Source organism: Flavobacterium sp. ZB4R12 (assembly GCF_048276375.1).
Taxonomy (GTDB): Bacteria; Bacteroidota; Bacteroidia; order Flavobacteriales; family Flavobacteriaceae; genus Flavobacterium; species Flavobacterium gawalongense.
Genome location: NZ_JBLNKS010000005.1, coordinates 50,123 through 67,514, shown reverse-complemented (window position 1 = coordinate 67,514; position 17,392 = coordinate 50,123). Strand labels below are relative to the sequence as shown.

Sequence of the window (17,392 nt, the reverse complement as noted above, 5' to 3'; positions counted from 1 at the left end):
TCCTGAAATCTGTATTATATGACCTTATATTTCTTAAATGGTTAACCTTAATTGAATATAATTTTTACTATTTTAGAGTTAAAAAAATATAGCTTTTTTTAATTGGTAAGTAATTCAAATACCTGATTTGCAATTTCAATTTCTTCATTGGTTGGAATAACCAATATTTTTGTTTTTGAATCGGGTGTATTGATTTCTCGAATTTCCTTAGAACGAGTTTCATTTTTGGAATCGTCTAATTCAATTCCGAAATAATCCATATCCGTACAAACCAGTTTTCGAATGTAAGAGGAATTCTCTCCAATTCCTGCTGTAAAAACAATAGCGTCTAAACCATTTAAAACTGCAGTGTATGAACCAATGTATTTTTTAATTCGATACGCATTCATATCCAAAGCCAACTGACAATCAACATTTCCTTTTTCTGCATTTGCTTCAATGTCTCTCAAATCGCTATAACCGGTAAGTCCTAGCATTCCGCTTTGTTTTTGCAGCATCGTATTTACGGCTTCAAGCGAATACCCTAACGAATTAACCAGATAAAAAATCACTGATTGATCCACATCTCCGCTTCGGGTTCCCATAATTAAGCCGTTCATAGGGCCAAAACCCAATGTATGATCAATACTTTTTCCATCTTTTATGGCGGTCATGCTACATCCATTTCCTAAGTGTATCGTAATAATTTTAGAACCTTTATTTATAGAATTCTGTTTCAGATAATGAATTGCATTTTCCGAAACATATTTGTGACTCGTTCCATGAAAACCATATACCCGTATTTTATTTTCAGTCAAAAGGTAATTGGGCAATGCATATTTGTGCGCCACAACAGGAATCGTCTGATGGAAAGCCGTATCAAAAACAGCGACCTGCTTTGCTGTATTGAAAATTGCTGACGCAACATTTATTCCTTCCAAGTTAGCAGGATTATGCAAAGGTGCCAAATCAAAAAGTTGTCTTATTTTGTCTTTTACCGCACTGGTAATGATTACCGTATTCGAAAAAGCACTGCCGCCATGCACCACACGATGCCCGACAGCTTCAATCTCATCAGTACTTTTAATAACTCCAACTGTCTCGTCCATTAACAATTGAGCGATTTTTTTCAAACCAATTTTATGATTTGGAATAGGCAACGTTTCTTCTAATTTATTATTATTGGTTACATAACTTAGATTTGAAGTCTCCAATCCTATTCTGTCAATCATCCCCGAGCAAATAACTTCATTAGCCGGCATGGCTATTAATTGGTATTTTATGGATGAACTCCCTGAATTTATTATTACTATTTTCATAATTTGTTTTATTTAATCAAACCTTTTTTGCCACGAAGACGCTAAGGCGCAAATTTTAAATAATCTGATAAATGTTATTAAACGATCAGATTAATTTCTTATCCTTTATAAACCTATTTTCTTTGTGTCTTTGAGCCTTTGCGGCAAAATATTATTATTTTCCTTAGCAGTTAAAACGTGACGTAAAAGTTATAATTTCTTATAATCCCTGTGCTTGAATCGCTGTAATCACGACTGTATTTATAATATCATCTACTGTACAACCTCGGCTTAAATCATTTACAGGTTTGTTCAATCCCTGTAACATTGGACCAATTGCTAGTGCGCCAGTTTCTCTTTGCACCGCTTTATACGTGTTATTTCCCGTATTTAAATCCGGAAAAATCAAAACGCTGGCTTGTCCTGCCACTTCTGAATTTGGCATTTTACTTTTTCCGACAGCCATGTCAACTGCTGCATCATATTGAATAGGTCCTTCAATTTTTAAATCTGGACGTTTTTTTCTTACTATTTCCGTGGCTGTTCTTACTTTATCGACCTCATCACCTTTTCCAGAAGAACCGGATGAATAGGAAAGCATGGCAATTTTTGGTTCAATTCCAAAAGCCAAACTGGACTCGGCAGAGGAAATCGCTATTTCTGCCAGTTGCTCGGCGGTAGGATTTGGATTGATGGCACAATCCCCAAAAACAGAAACCCGGTCTTCTAAACACATGAAAAATATGGAAGAAACCACAGTGGAATTGGGTTTTGTTTTAATGAATTGCAAGGCTGGTAAAATAGTTTGTTGTGTGGTATGTGCCGCACCGGAAACCATTCCGTCTGCATCGCCTTTATATACCATCATCGTCCCAAAATACGAAACATCTTCCATCAAATCTTTGGCCATTCCTAAAGTTACGTTTTTTGCTTTTCGCAACTCATAATACGTATTTACATAATCATCGTAATGCAACGATTCTATTGGATTAATGATGTGTATTTTAGAAAAATCAAAAGCCAAACCCAGTTCCGAAACTTTATTCTCTATTTGTTTTTTGTTCCCAATAATCGAAATATCAACCACATCCATCGCTAATAATCGCGAAGCCGCAATAATGATTCTTTCGTCATTCCCTTCCGGTAAAACAATATGTTTTCTATACTTTCTGGCTCTTTTTACTAAGTTGTATTGGAACATTTTTGGCGTCATTCCCTCAGCTTCAAAAGTAATTAGCTTTTCAGCCAAATTATCTAAGTCTACATACTTTTCGAAAGTGTTTATGGAAGTTTCAATCTTTTGTTTGTTGTTAGCGTAAATTTTGGATTTAATGGAACCTATTTTATTGGTAATATAATACGTTCCTTCCTCCACAGCAAAAATGGGAACAACAGGAGAAAGTCCTTCTATCAATTTTAAAATACTAACTTCAGGTAATATATTTCCCGTAAGAAGTATTCCCGAAATTGTTGGATAATTTACCGATTCATTCGCTTGCAATGCACCAAGAATAATGTCGGCTCTGTCTCCGGGCGTAATCACCAGACTATTTTCTTTCAAGTGCAACAAGTAATTACAAAGCTGCATGGCACCCACACTAAAATTACCAGTTTGGTTGTTTAAATAAGCGGAACCAAATAAAACTTTAGCATTTAATTTGTTTACAATTTCTTGAATTGTGGGATTATTCAAATTTAAAATTAAAGGAATTGAATTCACTAATACACTCTCAGGTAAACTTTTTCTTAAACCAGTAGTCACCAATTCAATGTTTTCAGGTTCGACTTTATTGGCAATTACTGCCAAAACTTCTACTTCTTTAACTTTGAATGAATCGTATACTAGGTACAAACTATCGATTAATTCCTCTAATGTTTTACCCACTCCTGAACCCACAATAATAGTTGGAATTCCAAGATTTTTGGCAATCAAAACATTCATATCTAATTCGATAACGGTTCCTTCCCCAGTAAAACTGGTTCCTTCAACCAAAACAAAATCGAAATGTTCTTCTAATTTCTTGTATTTTTCAATAATTAAATCAAGGACCTCACCTATTTTCCCTTTATTCTTCTTTTTGATTAGTTTACTTTTTGTAATAGCATATGCATCTTCAAATTGAATATCCAACCCAAAATGACCAATCACGGTTTCTATATGATTGTCAAATCCTCCTTCTTCAAAATCTTCTACAATGGGTCTAAAATAACCCACTTTGGCAGTCTTACCAATAAGCATGCTCATCAACCCTAAAGTTATAATTGACTTACCACTATTTTGTTCGCTTGTTGCAATATATATGGCCTTGTTCATCTTTTTGTTTTTATATTTAATTCCAAAATAAATCGGATGTATTGTTTTTTAATTCCTAAAACCAACGACGCTTTTTAAAATAAATAATCATTCCAATTACTATTAAAAACATAGCGCCCATAACGGTCTGATAGCCATAATGACGTTTAAGCTCCGGCATATATTCAAAATTCATTCCATAAACCCCCACAATAAAAGTTAGCGGAATAAATATCGCCGACACAATAGTCAGCGTTTTCATAATCTCATTCATCTTATGCGTTTGCGCTGAGAAAAAGAAATTAGAAGCACTCTCCAGTGAACCCATATCAGATTCTATTTGTTCTAAAAGTTCTAAGCTCTTTTGATGCAATCGGGTAAAAAAACTAAAATTATCCGCTTCCATGGCATTAAACACATTATCGTCTTTTATGCTTTTAATATCGTACAAAGAATCCCGAAGCGGTATAATGGATCGTTTCAAAAAATTGAAATTATCCCTGTGTTTTTCAATTCTTTCCAGAATTAAAGGATCCGCACTTTCCTTGGTAAGGTTAATCAATTCTTCCACCTTATCTTCTTCATTTTCTATGGTTATGTAGAAATTTTCCATGATGGCATCCAAAAGAATGTACAACAAATAATCGGCTTTTTTTGTTCTGACAATCCCTGAATGTGTTCGAATACGTTCTCTAATATGAGTAAAAAAATCACTTCGCTTTTCCTGAAAAGAAACAAGAATGCCGTCTTTTATCAAAAAACTAATTTGCTCCACACTTATATTATCGGAATTTCCTGCAGGTAACAGTGATTTTATATTAAAGAATAAACTGTCCTGAGACTCTGCCAGTTTAGTTCTTCGGGTAGTATTCAAGATATCGGCCAACATGAAATTATCTATTTTAAAATAATCTCCAATAGATTTTAACCACTCAACATTATTTAATCCGTGTATGTTAATCCAATTGGTTTTTTGGACATTGATAAATTTGTCTAAATCGGAAACTTTAAAATCTTCATATTCTATCAAATCTAAATTATCATATACAAACAACTGCATTTCCGACTCCTTATTTTTATGAATACCAGTATATTCCAAATTATAAGGTTGCAGTTTCCTTCCTTTCTTGTATTTAATTTTTCTCATTCCAACTGATTTATGTAGTAATATTACAAAAAACTTTTATCAATGAATGACTACTTTATGAATTTGGCATTCATAAAAATGAATATTATCTTATTGATTTATTTTGAAAAACAAAGGTATATAGAAATAATAATCCGTTTTATGAGATTAATCATGTTTCATTTATAAAATTCCACAAAAAAACCGAGCTATCACTAACTCGGTTTCTTCTTAAAAAATTATATTCTTTATTCAGCATCTACATAATCCTGCAAATAACTAAATCTTGGAGTCAATTTTCCTTTTTCGGTTATCTTGGCTCTTTGAAGAATATCATCAGCATCTCCATTGAAAAAAGCAGGTATTACATGCTCCATAAACATTTCACCAAAACCTATACTGGCATCCTTTGGCAATTCACATGGTAAATTATCAACTGCCATTACAACAATTGCAGCGGGATGAAAGATATCAACTTCTTTATTTTCACTGGGCAAATATCCATATAAAGGTTCCGCAATTGTTGATGCTCTTTGCGTACAGGCTATTGGACCATTGACATCACAAGAAATATCCGCAACGACTTTAATTTTGCAATCTTTCGACTGCAGCATTTCGCGTGTAAGAATAACCGGAGCTTCATTGGCATAAAAATGCCCTGTAATATAGATATCGGAAACTTTAGTAAATCGTTCAAAATTGGATACGTAATCTTGTGGATTAGTATAAAAATCTTTAAAATCCAATATCTTCCCATCTTTACGTTTGTTGTATTCTAAAACATCAATTTGAGTATAAACGGGTTGTGAATAATTCTTTGTCAAATAATTTTCAACCGAAACTTCCTTTACTTTTATAGCATCCAGAACTTCTTTTGCTCCATTACCCACTTTTCCGGTACCCGTAATCACAAATTTTAAAGGCGGCAATATCAATCGTTTTAAATGAGCGATTAGTGCTTCTTTACCAGAAAGTGTATCTGCCTTTGGCAATTTGAACAATTCGAATTTTATTCCAAAAGCGCGAATACTGTTATAAACCCCTACAATTCCGGCATAGCGTCCAAAACCAATTAACCTGCGATTATGGGAATCCACGATGGTTTCATGATCGTATAAATCAATGTTTTTTTCGAGTATGGCTTGCAACAATTTTCTGTTGTATGGTTGTTTTTTTATGGTATGCGAAAAAAAGAAATACGCTTTATTAGGGATTAAGTCTTCCACAGGAACTTCTTTTACACCAAATAAAACATCACAATCACTGATGTCATTTGTAACTTCAATCCCAAGTTTTTTATATTCCTCATCTGTAAAAATTCGAATATCGGAATGTTCCACTTTTATAGAAACTCCCTGATAAAGCTGTTTTAATCTTGCCAATTCATCTGGTGAAAAAACAACTCTTCTGTCTGGTGGGTTTTTTCTTTCTTTTATAATTCCGAATTTCATTTTCTGTACTTTTATATTAATATAACTTATTTCGTTTTATTTGTTACAAATATAACAATTTTAAATAAATTGGCTTTCTTTTTTAAATAAATTTACAAGTCATAAGCCATTAAAAGCTGATGTCCAAAATGATACAAAACAGCATTTATAAAACGTTGATAAAATAGTGTTAAGGTTTCGGAAAAAAGAGGAATCAAAAGAGATTGATTCTATATATTTGTCTTTCTAGCACTATGAAAATGAAATTTATAAAAAAAGCAAATATACTACAAATACTCATCTTGATAATCGTTTTGAGTTCTTGTACCAAAGAGAAAAAGAAAACAGAATTAAGTGATGCCCAACTCCCAAAGAGTACATTGCCTAAGATGAAACCTTTAATAAATGATCTTCCTAAACTAACTGCTGAATACATCGATACTAAAAAAAGGGCTGTTGATGCTTTTTACAATAAAAATTGGTCCAATAATAGTGCTAACGGTAGTTTTCTGGTAGCTAAAAACGGCCAAATTATTTATGAAAAATATGAAGGCTACTCTAATTTTAGGAATAAAACATTAATTACTAAATCGACACCGCTACATATTGCATCAGTGAGTAAAGTCATTACCGCAACGGCTATCTTAAAATTAGTAAATGCCAAAAGAATAGATTTAGATCAAAAAGTAAATACCATCTTGAAAGAGTTTCCTTATCCGGATGTAACTATCAAAACATTGCTGAATCACAGAAGTGGGATGCGTAATTATGCCTATTTTACAGATCGTGATAAATTGATTTGGGACAGACACAACATACTTACCAATCAAGATATCCTGACTATTATGGCAACTAAGGATATTGGTTTAGAATTCAAAACCGATACCCGTTTTAGCTACTGTAATACTAATTATGCCATGTTGGCATTAATAATTGAAAAAGTAACAAAACTCCCTTACAAAGATGCCATGAAACAAATCATTTTTGAACCACTTGGGATGAAAAATACCTATGTTTTTGATTATGAAAGAGATAAAGACACAGCAGTTACCTCTTATAAAGGAAATAAAGTTGAAATTGGCAAGGATTATTTAGATGCGGTTTATGGTGATAAAAATATCTATTCCACACCACGGGATTTATTGAAATTTGACAGAGCCAGAAATAGTTCTTCTTTTTTAACACCAAAGCTGCAAAGTCAAGTATATAAAGGATACAGCAATGAGCGTAAAGGGACTAAAAATTATGGTCTTGGTATTCGGATGGTCAATTGGGATACGGGACAAAATTTTTATTTTCACAACGGTTGGTGGCATGGCAATACGTCATCCTACATCACCTTGAGAAAAGAGAGTGTTACCATTATAGCACTATCCAATAAATTTACCCGAAAAACATACGATGTTAGGAAATTGGCTGTTTTATTTGGTGATTATCCGTTCAGAATAAAAGACGAATAAAAAAGGGAATGATTTTTGTGATAGAGTTGAGAGTTTAGCAATACTAATTCAAGTTTAAAATTGTACATTTGCAAACTCAAAATTCATATTTTGAATTTTGAAATAAAAAAGGGGTCGACTGGTTTTGACAGCAAGTCGAATTGATAAGTAAGCACGTCGAGCATTGAGACCTTGCTCGTAAATATAAGATCTTACACTTTTACACGGCGAAAATAACTACGCTTTAGCTGCATAATCCGAATTATAGTACGATTAAGCCACGTTCCTATCAGATAGGAAAGCTGGATTCTCCTTGAAAGCCTTGGTTTGTGGCGGTCAATTTAGGGGAACCGTAAAAATAAACCTAGATTTCCATAAGCTTCGGGTGGATTTCGAAATTAAGAAGATAAGTATCGTGTGGCTGTTTCTGGCCTAGCACAATATCGAAAACCCAATCAGGAAATAAACGTGTAGAAAGCTTTTTAGTTGCTTGTTTGGACCCGAGTTCGATTCTCGGCGACTCCACTCGAAGGGATGATTAACAAATCATCCCTTTTTTTTCATAAATAAGACACCCTTTTCCATTCATTAACAGGCAATTACGAGAAAATATACTTGGCATAGTAGGTGTTCGATACACCCCTTCTTCATAGTATAAGTTAGTGTCGAACACCATACTTATAAATTCCCTTTTTTGCAGAGTTGTCGATTTAGTATAAACATAAGGTATAGTTTCATTAGATTTACTATATAAAGAAGTTGCAGTAGGTTGTGTTTTTAGTGCCAAATGTACTATATCAAATACAATATTTTTAAAAAATTACGCTTTTACAATTATTACAAATTAGCTTTTAAAGCTTTTACTTCATCGCCACTTGCCGTTTCTCTTGAATCAGTTATAGCAGATGAATGATAGAAAATAGCCTTTGTCTTTTCTTTTAATAACTCAATATTAGTTGAACGCAAGCTACCACCGGGCATGATAACAATTCGATTGTTGGCTTTTTCAACTAATTCAGCCAATACATCAATACCTTCAACTACATTATTTTCTTGCCCAGAAGTCAATATGGCTTTAAAACCGCATTCAATTACGGATTCAAGCGATTGATTTACGTCTTTTACCACATCAAAAGCACGATGAAACGTACATGGAAGTGGATGTGCCAGTGCCACTAATTCCTTGTTTTGTTCTTTATTGACACTACTATCTTCCTTTAAAATTCCGAAGACAAAGCCATTAACTTTTAGCTTTTTGAATGCTAGGATTTCTAATTTCATTTGTTCAAATTCAAAATCAGAATAGACAAAATTTCCACCACGAGGCCGAATCATTACATTCAAATCGATGGATAATTCCTTTTTTGCCAAATTAGTTATTTCAAGATCTGGCGTTGTTCCTCCTTCATTCATATTGGCACACAATTCTACTCTATCTGCACCATTTTCTTGTGCAATAATTACAGATTGCAGATTAAAACATGCTATCTCCAGTTTACATTTTTCCATTTATTTTAAAAAATAATCTGCATCAATTAATCGATTCCCAGTTTCATCATTAACGGCGTAATTAAAACCTCCTTGTATACAATAAGCACCGCATTCTCCTTTCTTATTCAAAGCTATAAAACCAACTTGAATTTCTTTTAAGTCTTTATTTCTATTTTTAGTCAATTTTACAATTCGAGCAACTGCTTCTTCACACGCTTTTTGTGGTGATTTCCCTTGACGCATCAATTCTACAACCAAATGACAACCCGAAATCCGAATCACTTCTTCACCATGACCAGTGGCAGTGGCGGCTCCAATTTCGTTATCAACATATAATCCTGCCCCAATAATTGGAGAATCACCCACACGTCCGTGCATTTTGAAGGCCATTCCACTTGTAGTACAGGCACCTGAAAGATTTCCGCTTGCATCCAAAGCAATCATTCCAATAGTATCATGATTTTCGATATTGGCAATGGGTTTGTATTGACTGGTTTTCAACCACTCTTTCCATTCTTTTTCGGATTCTTCGACCAATAAATTCTCTTTCTTAAAACCTTGTGACAAAGCAAACTGCAAAGCACCATCACCTACCAACATCACGTGAGGCGTTTTTTCCATCACTGCTCGAGCCACAGAAATGGGATGTTTAATATATTCCAAACAAGCCACCGAACCAATATTTGCATTTTCATCCATTATGCAAGCATCGAGTGTTACACGCCCGTCTCTATCTGGTCTTCCACCATAACCCACACTTCGTTCTTTTGGGTCTCCTTCAGGAACTCTCACCCCTGCTTCTACAGCATCTAAAGCACGTCCTTTATTTTTTAATATTTCCCAAGCGGCTGCATTAGCTTGTACTCCAAAATTCCATGTAGAAAGCACAATGGGTTTCTTTCCTTTTTTTAATGAAAAATCATTTTCTTCTTCCGGTTTCCCTTTGAATGAATTTAATGCCACAGCTACAGAAGCAATCGCCGCTGTTTTTATAAAATTTCTACGATTTGTCATATTTTCTATTTTATATTAATTCAAATATGGTTTAAAAATAACCTTAATTATAATTGAATAAATCACTTCTTTTAGCAAGTTAAACATATTAAAATACTACATTTTACACAGTAAACTTACAGCCCCCAATAAAGCGGCTATTTCATTATCTGTTGAAACCAAAACAGTGACTTCACTACCTGCATTCTTTATTTTTTGTTGAAAAGCCGGCAAGAAATAGACACTGGCATTTGCAATTTTACCACCAATTATAAAGCTATCCGCTTTAAAACTCCTTAACCACGGAATTACAATTTCGGCTAAATCCTCTCCTACTTCCTCGAATACTTTTATAGCCAAAACATCTCCATCATTAGCACGATTAAAAAGTTCAAGACCATTGCTGATTTTTATACCGCTAACAGCTTCATAACGAAATAAAAGCCCCCGAGCAGACACATAATCTTCAGCAATTCCCTGTTTAAATGGAATGTTATATAACTCGCCATCTGTTGGCACTTGAGTTCCTGAATCTATTGCTTTACCGTTATCTATAAAAGAAGCTCCAAGACCAGTACCAAGGGTAACCGCCATTACTTTTTTTGAAATATTTTCTGCATTTTTAAAAAATTCTCCTTTACCAAAACAATTGGCGTCATTATCGAAAAGAATTGGTAAATCGTTAGACAAATTAAGCCTTTCTTGAATTAGTTCCCGAATATTTAAACTATAAAAATGTTCATATTTAGCTTGCCCTTTTATCCAACAAATGCCACTTGCATAATCAAATGGACCTGGCATACATATTGCTAATCCTTCCAACTTTTCTATCCCAGAATTCTTCCATGAAGTACGAATGGCTTTTTCCCAAATATCCATAACGGCAGCTACTGGTAAATTAGAATCAAAAGACTCTATATGCAACGAAAAATCAAGAACTTTCATTTTATTAATAGCTATAACTGCCACAGTAATGTGAGTTCCTCCAACATCTAACCCTAATGCATATTCTTTATTCATTTATTTTTCTCTTGTATTTACTATTTGTTTAAAAAGTTACACAATAACTTTTTGAAAATTGCACCTTTATGCTGCGTTCACTTAATCTGCTATAATTTCATCTACAAATAACCATCCTGACTTTCCTGCTCCACTATGACCCGGAGGACAAAGATTATTTTTAGCCGTTACTCTAATATACCTTACTTTTTGCTGTGTAAATGCGGCGCTAAAATCATATAATACCGTTTTCTGATTAATATCAATTGGGTTGTTAATCGTTTTTATTTCAGTAAAAACAGTTCCATCAGTTGAGACTTCAAATTTCACGGATTGTGGTAAAAAAATCCAGCTGCCATAATTTTGCAAAAAGCCTAACGAAATGTTTTTAATTGGTTTTGTTTCACCTAAATCAACCGTTGCAATCAAGTCATTTCCACTGAATCCATGCCAATATTTGCCTGTAGCATTACCTCCTCTGACTCCATCAGTCAAAGAGTTGGGACCATCGGCCAAATAATGTTGGCTTACCGGATTCGTGTATTTGACAGCACTCCCAACTGCTTTATGCATCACAAAATTTTGTTTTGCAGCCTGCAATCCTTTTATTTGTCCGTCTACAACCGTGGATGCTTTTAATACAAGAGATGAGTTTATGGTAATAGGCTGTTCGTATTTTTCGCTTTTTATGGTAGGCTCTGAACCATCAGTGGTATACCGAATTTCTCCGTTCAGTGCTTCCGAAAAAAGAGTCACCATCAATTGTCCGTTTTGAGAAGAGGGCTTGATATTTACCGTGAAATTACCCGGAGAATAATGCAAGCCTTTTTGTGCATATCCTTTAAAGTGATATTGCAATCGTTCATTAAAACCATCCCAGTTTTTATTCTCTTTTGGAGACCATAACACTTCTGCTAACACTGTCATACGAGGAAGCACCATATATTCCAGATGTTCCGTCGTAGTAATAAATTCAGTCCAGACATTCCCCTGAGCACCTAACACGTACTTGCCTTCTTCCTCATTTAATTCTTTTGGAATAGGCTCATAATCAAATACCTTTTTAACTGTATTAAATCCTCCAATGGCGAAAGGTTCTCCCTCTGGCCCTGCCTGATAATGGTCGAAGTAACACGGAGAACCCGGAGTCATTACCACATTGTGTTTCATTTTTGCAGCCTCGATTCCACCAGCTTCACCTCGCCAACTCATAACAGCAGCTTCCGGAGCAAGTCCTCCTTCTAAAATTTCATCCCAGCCGATCATCTTTCTCTTATTGCTGATGATAAACTTCTCCATTCTTTTCATGAAATAACTCTGCAACTCATCTTCGTCTTTCAGCCCTTCCGCTTTCATTCTTTCCTGACAGCGGGGACATTTTTTCCAAGGTGCTTTGTCTACCTCATCCCCTCCTAAATGAATATAAGTAGAAGGAAAAAGTATCAAAACCTCACTAAGCACATCCTGTAAAAAAGAGAAAACTTCTTCATTTCCGGCACAATAATTAGATGACATATTAGTATAATTACCTCCCGTTAGTGGCAATTGCGGTTGTTGCGTACAACTTAATTGCGGATAAGAAGCAATTGCAGAAGCTACATGGCCCGGCATTTCAATTTCAGGCACAATGGTTATATTTCTTTCTGCAGCATATTTTACAATTTCTTTAATTTGTTCTTGCGTATAAAAACCTCCGTAAGTTGGCTTTTCTCCCTCTTTAGCTTGTGGTCTTTCTCGCCAATTTAGAGTAGTGTGATCTACTCGCCAAGCCCCTATTTCTGTAAGTTTTGGATATTTTTTTATTTCAATTCTCCATCCTTGATCGTCCACAAGATGCCAGTGAAACACATTAATTTTATAGGATGCCATCAGGTCGATGTACTCTTTTATTATCTCGGGACCAAAGAAATGACGGCTTACATCAAGATGCATTCCTCTCCATTTAAAACGAGGATAATCATTTACCTGCATAACCGGCACTTCCAAAGCCGCATTGGTACGTATAGCCGGCAAGGTTTGCAATATCGATTGTATGCCGTAAAAAATACCTTTTGGGCTGCTCGCTTTAATTACAATAGCAGTTGGAGATACAGTTAACTGATATCCTTCTTCTTGAATGTCTTTTTCAATTACAAACTCCACTTTTTTCGCTGCAGCTTTATTTGATTTTAAAGAAAATCCTGAAATATTTTTAATATAGGATGCCAAAAAATCAGCAGTTGCTTTTAACTCTTTTTGTGATTTCTTATACTGGATAGCCGTATTTCCATCAATTGTAAAGTTACCATTCCCCATTTTAAGATCAACGGGTTTTGGAATAATGGAAGGTTGTTGTTGCGCTTTCATTAGCACTGAAACTAATAAAAGAAATACTAAAATTGAACTTCTAAGTGCCATAACTGTTTGTCTTATTATACTATTCATAAGTTATATTTTTATTTTGATAATCTAAAAGATGCTATTCTCACCCCTCTATGTTTTAACTGGTTTCGACTACTTAAAGTCGATCGATCTAAAAATGGTTAATTATTTCAATACTTCTGGTATCTCTTTGGCTATTGGGTGGTTGGCCTTAAAAGTATATCCCAGTAATTTAGCAATAGTCTGCGCAAATTGTTGTTGATACAATTGTCCTTCCGTTTTTAGTTCTCCTTTGCCAGTAATTCCCGGTCCCATTGCTGCAAACCATATTTCGGATGCATCTTGTATAGAGCTTCCATGACTAGTCCATTCCGCTTTAATTTTATCCCCACGGCCATGATCCGTTGTAAAGACTAAAGTAGTTTTGTTTTTATACTGCGGATCATTTTGCACAAAATCCCATATTTGCTTAATCCATGCGTCTACTTGATGAGCGGCATCTAAATACGAACGATATTGTCCGCCATGCGCCCATTCATCTGTCTCTCCGTAGGCGATATACAATACTTTTGGCTTCTTGGTTTTTAATTCCTCCAAAGCTTCATATTGTGTAAACACATCTAAGCACTCATCCAAATGCCAAGGTTTATAGGAATCAGCCAACATATTATTGATAAGATTCTGTTTCGCAGTTGGGTTAGTTCCACCTATTTTATCAAATGCTGAAGCTACCGGAATACCACTTCTCTTTTCATTTAAGATTCTATCAAATGCTTCCCAAGCTCCAAAAGCAGCCACTTTACCCTTAAATTTTGGTTGTTGATTTAAAAACTCCAATACAGTAACATGAGGATTCGGCTTATACTCATTTGAATTGATGGCCGGATCGGCATAACCGGTCATTATTTCACTATAACCCGGATAACTAAACCAGTGTGGATTGGCATTATTTACCTTATTGTTATAATTTCTGTTGCCATATAATTGTCCTTTTGCGGCAACTACTGACCACATAAAAGGCATCAACTTTTCCCTGCGTTCTTCAACATCATCACTCCAATATTTTTTAAAAAGGTAGGTGCTATCACCCTGATTAAATTTCCGATTATTGGCAATGGAGAAATCCATCCCCTTAAAAAGTTCCTGCCATCTAAACCCGTCTGTTGTTATGATGATGATGTTTTCTGCTTGTTGCGCATTAGAAATAACACTTGTAAAAACCAACAATAGTACTGCAATTTTCTTCATTTTATTTTTTTATCAAGTTATAGATAATATACTTTTTCGTTATTTTTGATAAACGCTTACAGAATCAATTAATTTGTTGTTTTCAACTGGATTAATACCGATTATAAAATATCCAAATTGAATTATTTAGCTGTTTTTATTTGATATATCGCATCAAGCATCCCATTGCGCGGACTGTCTAAAACCAGTTCCCAAAACATAATACCTCCTAGTTTCTTTTGTATTGCATAGCTCGTTTTTGCCTTAACAGAAGCAATATCATCACCAGTAGCAAATAATTTTGATTTTTCATTATACCAGTAAGGTGCTTTTGCTTTTTTATCCCAAAAATATTTCCAACCACCAACTGTTGTAAATGAAGTGGTATATTTTTTAAAATTTACACCACCGGTTGGTTCACCAGATTGATATAAACCGTTATTAATATTGGATACTTCTTTCCAAATGCGGGTATAAAAGGCTGCTCCAATAACAAGTTTTTTGGCAGGTATTCCCAATTTTAATAAATAGCTTACCGCTTTATCTGTAGATTCTTCATCTTTTTTCGTACTAAACAATGGCGTATGATGTCCCGTTACTTTTGAATAACCGTTTACCAAATCGTAACTCATAATATTTACACGATCCACCAATGGCATTATTTTTTTCCATTCAACAGATTCGTCTAAATATTTCTGGAATCCTCCAGCCGCAAAACTCAATTCATTCTTATTCCCTAAGGTTTGGCGAAGAATTGTTATAAGCTCCGTAAAATTCTTTTTGTCAGCTTGTTGATACAAATGCCCTGAAAATCCTTCTATAGTGGGATATTCCCAATCTAAATCTATTCCATCACACTTAAAATAAGTATTGACTTCTTGTACCGATTTTGCAAAAACTGCTCTTCCCTTTGCTGTAGAAAAAACATCGGAACAAGGAGCACAACCGCCCCAACCGCCTAATGACAACATAATTTTTAACTGCGGGTTTTTAGCTTTTAATGATACTAAATGTTTAATGGCAAGGGAATCTTTAGCCGTATCAACATTTAATTTACCCTCTTTCAGATGACAAAAACTATAAATAATATGCGTCAGTTTATTTATCTCAAACTCATTTATTAGTTTATCATCACCCGTGTAATATGCAATTACAGCAATATTTTTATCGCTCTGAGCTGTTATACCATTAGTGACAAGAAGTAACAAAAAAAGGAATTTTATACTCTTCATTTTTACATTATTTATTGATTTTGAACACACATTGTTGATTTTCAAATTGATATTGATATTGCCTAAATATTCTTATCGCTTAAAATTTGAGGATACTTGTTACCCGTATGAACAATCAACTCTCCAAAAAGCGTATTCGCCCATGCAAACCATTTTCGGGTAAATTTTGTTGCGTCATCCTTATGAAAAGACTCGTGCATGAAACCAGTATCGGCATGTGTTTTTATCAAATTGCTAATACACTTTCTTATTTCCTTTTCATCTACACTGGTAATCGCTCTTAGAATTATACTCATCGGCCAGATGGTATCAGCGCCAGTGTGCGGTCCTCCAACACCTTCGCCTGCTTTTCCTTTATAAAAAAACGGATTATTTTCTGAAAGGACTACTTTTCGGGTATTAAGATACAAACTACTATCCGGCTGAATCGCTCCTAAATACGGTAATGACAATAAGGAAGGCACATTGGCATCATCCATCATGTGAAAACTTCCGTATCCATTTACTTCAAAAGCGATTATTTTTCCAAACTTTGGGTGTTTGATGATTCCGTTTTCTTTCAATCCTTTCTGTACTTGTTCTTGCAATTCTTTGGCTTTGGCAACCAAATCAGTATCCTTAATTTCCGGCAGAGAGAAAATCTCCATTAAATAACCGAGTACTTCAATGGCAAACATATTACTTGGAATCAAATACCCAAACAAGGTACTGTCATCACTTGGTCTAAAGGTAGAAACAATCAGCCCGCAAGGTTTTACCGGATAACCGTAACCACTCAATGGAACACCATCGGTAGCCCAAGCGGTAGTACGCTGAAAAGTGTACGGTCCTTTATTATCCATACGTTGCTGTTCTTTGAACGTTTGCAATACCAAAAGCATGGCTTCTTTCCATTGGCTGTCAAACAAGCTTATATCGCCCGTTTCTTTCCAATAGCCATGCGCCAATCGGATGGGATAACACAAACTGTCAATCTCCCATTTGCGCTCATGAATTCCCGGTTGCATTTTGGTAATATCATTTTTCCATTCGCTTACTTGGTTGAAATCTTTATAAAAAGCATTGGCATACGGATCAAGCAAAATGCATTTGGTCTGACGGTTAATCACTCCTTTTACCAATTCTCCGAGTTTTTCATCTTCCTTTACAAACGGAATATACGGCCAAATTTGGGCAGTACTGTCACGCAACCACATCGCATCAATATCTCCGGTAATCACATACGTATCTGGTTTGCCATCGATGATTTCAAAATCGACTGTCGTGTCCAATGTATTTGGGAAACAGTTTTCGAACAACCAAGCCAGTTCCGGATTTGCAATTTGTTTTTTAATTCGTACAATAGCCGCTTCAATCGCTTCACTGGTAAATTTTCTTTCGGCTAATGGTGGACGTTTACTGACAAAATCCTTCATTGGAAAATTAAAAATATTGGACTCAGAAGCAAAAACTTCTGATTGAATTGCCAACAATCCTGCGGATAAAATTCCTGTGTTTTTTATAAATTTTCTACGTGTTTGCATC

The 17,392-nt window shown here is 34.8% G+C and carries 12 protein-coding genes and 1 other RNA gene; 2 read left to right on the top strand and 11 right to left on the bottom strand.

Going from position 1 to position 17,392, the window contains the following annotated elements:
* Nucleotides 1–98: 98 nt before the first annotated feature.
* From ACNO7W_RS04845 to ACNO7W_RS04830, 4 genes are all read right to left on the bottom strand, one after another.
* Nucleotides 99–1,298 (bottom strand): acetate/propionate family kinase, encoded by a 1,200-nt coding sequence (locus tag ACNO7W_RS04845; RefSeq protein WP_417937251.1) that lies wholly within the window; start codon nt 1,296–1,298, stop codon nt 99–101.
* Nucleotides 1,299–1,497: 199 nt separating this feature from the next.
* Complete coding sequence (pta, locus tag ACNO7W_RS04840; RefSeq protein ID WP_417937250.1) at nt 1,498–3,591, bottom strand: phosphate acetyltransferase; 2,094 nt, start codon at nt 3,589–3,591, stop codon at nt 1,498–1,500.
* 55 nt (nt 3,592–3,646) lie between these two features.
* Nucleotides 3,647–4,717: a magnesium/cobalt transporter CorA gene (gene corA, locus ACNO7W_RS04835; RefSeq protein ID WP_417937249.1), complete on the bottom strand. Its 1,071-nt coding sequence runs from the start codon at nt 4,715–4,717 to the stop codon at nt 3,647–3,649.
* A gap of 227 nt (nt 4,718–4,944) precedes the next feature.
* Nucleotides 4,945–6,147: an NAD(P)-dependent oxidoreductase gene (locus ACNO7W_RS04830; protein WP_417937248.1), complete on the bottom strand. Its 1,203-nt coding sequence runs from the start codon at nt 6,145–6,147 to the stop codon at nt 4,945–4,947.
* Nucleotides 6,148–6,380: 233 nt separating this feature from the next.
* On the opposite strand from ACNO7W_RS04830, the gene ACNO7W_RS04825 reads away from it, so the two are divergent.
* Both ACNO7W_RS04825 and ssrA read left to right on the top strand, forming a co-directional pair.
* Nucleotides 6,381–7,586, top strand: a complete 1,206-nt coding sequence (locus tag ACNO7W_RS04825; RefSeq protein ID WP_143386256.1) for a serine hydrolase domain-containing protein — start codon at nt 6,381–6,383, stop codon at nt 7,584–7,586.
* Nucleotides 7,587–7,696: 110 nt separating this feature from the next.
* Nucleotides 7,697–8,093: a transfer-messenger RNA gene (gene ssrA, locus ACNO7W_RS04820) on the top strand.
* A gap of 309 nt (nt 8,094–8,402) precedes the next feature.
* Here the strand turns inward: ssrA and ACNO7W_RS04815 are convergent.
* From ACNO7W_RS04815 to ACNO7W_RS04785, 7 genes are all read right to left on the bottom strand, one after another.
* Nucleotides 8,403–9,074, bottom strand: a complete 672-nt coding sequence (locus ACNO7W_RS04815; protein ID WP_417937247.1) for a copper homeostasis protein CutC — start codon at nt 9,072–9,074, stop codon at nt 8,403–8,405.
* The gene (locus tag ACNO7W_RS04810; RefSeq protein WP_417937246.1) at nt 9,075–10,070 is read right to left on the bottom strand and encodes an isoaspartyl peptidase/L-asparaginase family protein; all 996 of its coding nucleotides are present in this window, start codon (nt 10,068–10,070) and stop codon (nt 9,075–9,077) included.
* 96 nt (nt 10,071–10,166) lie between these two features.
* A complete protein-coding gene (locus tag ACNO7W_RS04805; protein ID WP_417937245.1) occupies nt 10,167–11,069 on the bottom strand; it encodes an ROK family protein in 903 nt (300 codons plus the stop codon).
* A gap of 81 nt (nt 11,070–11,150) precedes the next feature.
* Nucleotides 11,151–13,472, bottom strand: a complete 2,322-nt coding sequence (locus tag ACNO7W_RS04800) for a family 20 glycosylhydrolase (protein ID WP_417937244.1) — start codon at nt 13,470–13,472, stop codon at nt 11,151–11,153.
* A 102-nt stretch (nt 13,473–13,574) separates the two neighbouring features.
* Nucleotides 13,575–14,657, bottom strand: coding sequence for a sulfatase-like hydrolase/transferase (locus tag ACNO7W_RS04795; RefSeq protein ID WP_417937243.1), 1,083 nt, complete (start codon nt 14,655–14,657; stop codon nt 13,575–13,577).
* Between the two features lie 122 nt (nt 14,658–14,779).
* A complete protein-coding gene (locus ACNO7W_RS04790; RefSeq protein WP_417937242.1) occupies nt 14,780–15,868 on the bottom strand; it encodes a glycoside hydrolase family 18 protein in 1,089 nt (362 codons plus the stop codon).
* Between the two features lie 62 nt (nt 15,869–15,930).
* Nucleotides 15,931–17,391 (bottom strand): glycoside hydrolase family 125 protein, encoded by a 1,461-nt coding sequence (locus tag ACNO7W_RS04785; protein WP_417937241.1) that lies wholly within the window; start codon nt 17,389–17,391, stop codon nt 15,931–15,933.
* Between the last annotated feature and the right edge of the window lies 1 nt (nt 17,392).

What these genes read in the sequence shown, in the direction of transcription:
- ACNO7W_RS04790 (WP_417937242.1), bottom strand. Translation starts at nt 15,868, where the DNA reads ATGAAGAGTATAAAATTCCTTTTTTTGTTACTTCTTGTCACTAATGGT.
- ACNO7W_RS04815 (WP_417937247.1), bottom strand. Translation starts at nt 9,074, where the DNA reads ATGGAAAAATGTAAACTGGAGATAGCATGTTTTAATCTGCAATCTGTA.
- ACNO7W_RS04805 (WP_417937245.1), bottom strand. Translation starts at nt 11,069, where the DNA reads ATGAATAAAGAATATGCATTAGGGTTAGATGTTGGAGGAACTCACATT.
- corA (WP_417937249.1), bottom strand. Translation starts at nt 4,717, where the DNA reads ATGAGAAAAATTAAATACAAGAAAGGAAGGAAACTGCAACCTTATAAT.
- pta (WP_417937250.1), bottom strand. Translation starts at nt 3,591, where the DNA reads ATGAACAAGGCCATATATATTGCAACAAGCGAACAAAATAGTGGTAAG.
- ACNO7W_RS04810 (WP_417937246.1), bottom strand. Translation starts at nt 10,070, where the DNA reads ATGACAAATCGTAGAAATTTTATAAAAACAGCGGCGATTGCTTCTGTA.
- ACNO7W_RS04785 (WP_417937241.1), bottom strand. Translation starts at nt 17,391, where the DNA reads ATGCAAACACGTAGAAAATTTATAAAAAACACAGGAATTTTATCCGCA.
- ACNO7W_RS04800 (WP_417937244.1), bottom strand. Translation starts at nt 13,472, where the DNA reads ATGAATAGTATAATAAGACAAACAGTTATGGCACTTAGAAGTTCAATT.
- ACNO7W_RS04830 (WP_417937248.1), bottom strand. Translation starts at nt 6,147, where the DNA reads ATGAAATTCGGAATTATAAAAGAAAGAAAAAACCCACCAGACAGAAGA.
- ACNO7W_RS04795 (WP_417937243.1), bottom strand. Translation starts at nt 14,657, where the DNA reads ATGAAGAAAATTGCAGTACTATTGTTGGTTTTTACAAGTGTTATTTCT.
- ACNO7W_RS04845 (WP_417937251.1), bottom strand. Translation starts at nt 1,298, where the DNA reads ATGAAAATAGTAATAATAAATTCAGGGAGTTCATCCATAAAATACCAA.
- ACNO7W_RS04825 (WP_143386256.1), top strand. Translation starts at nt 6,381, where the DNA reads ATGAAAATGAAATTTATAAAAAAAGCAAATATACTACAAATACTCATC.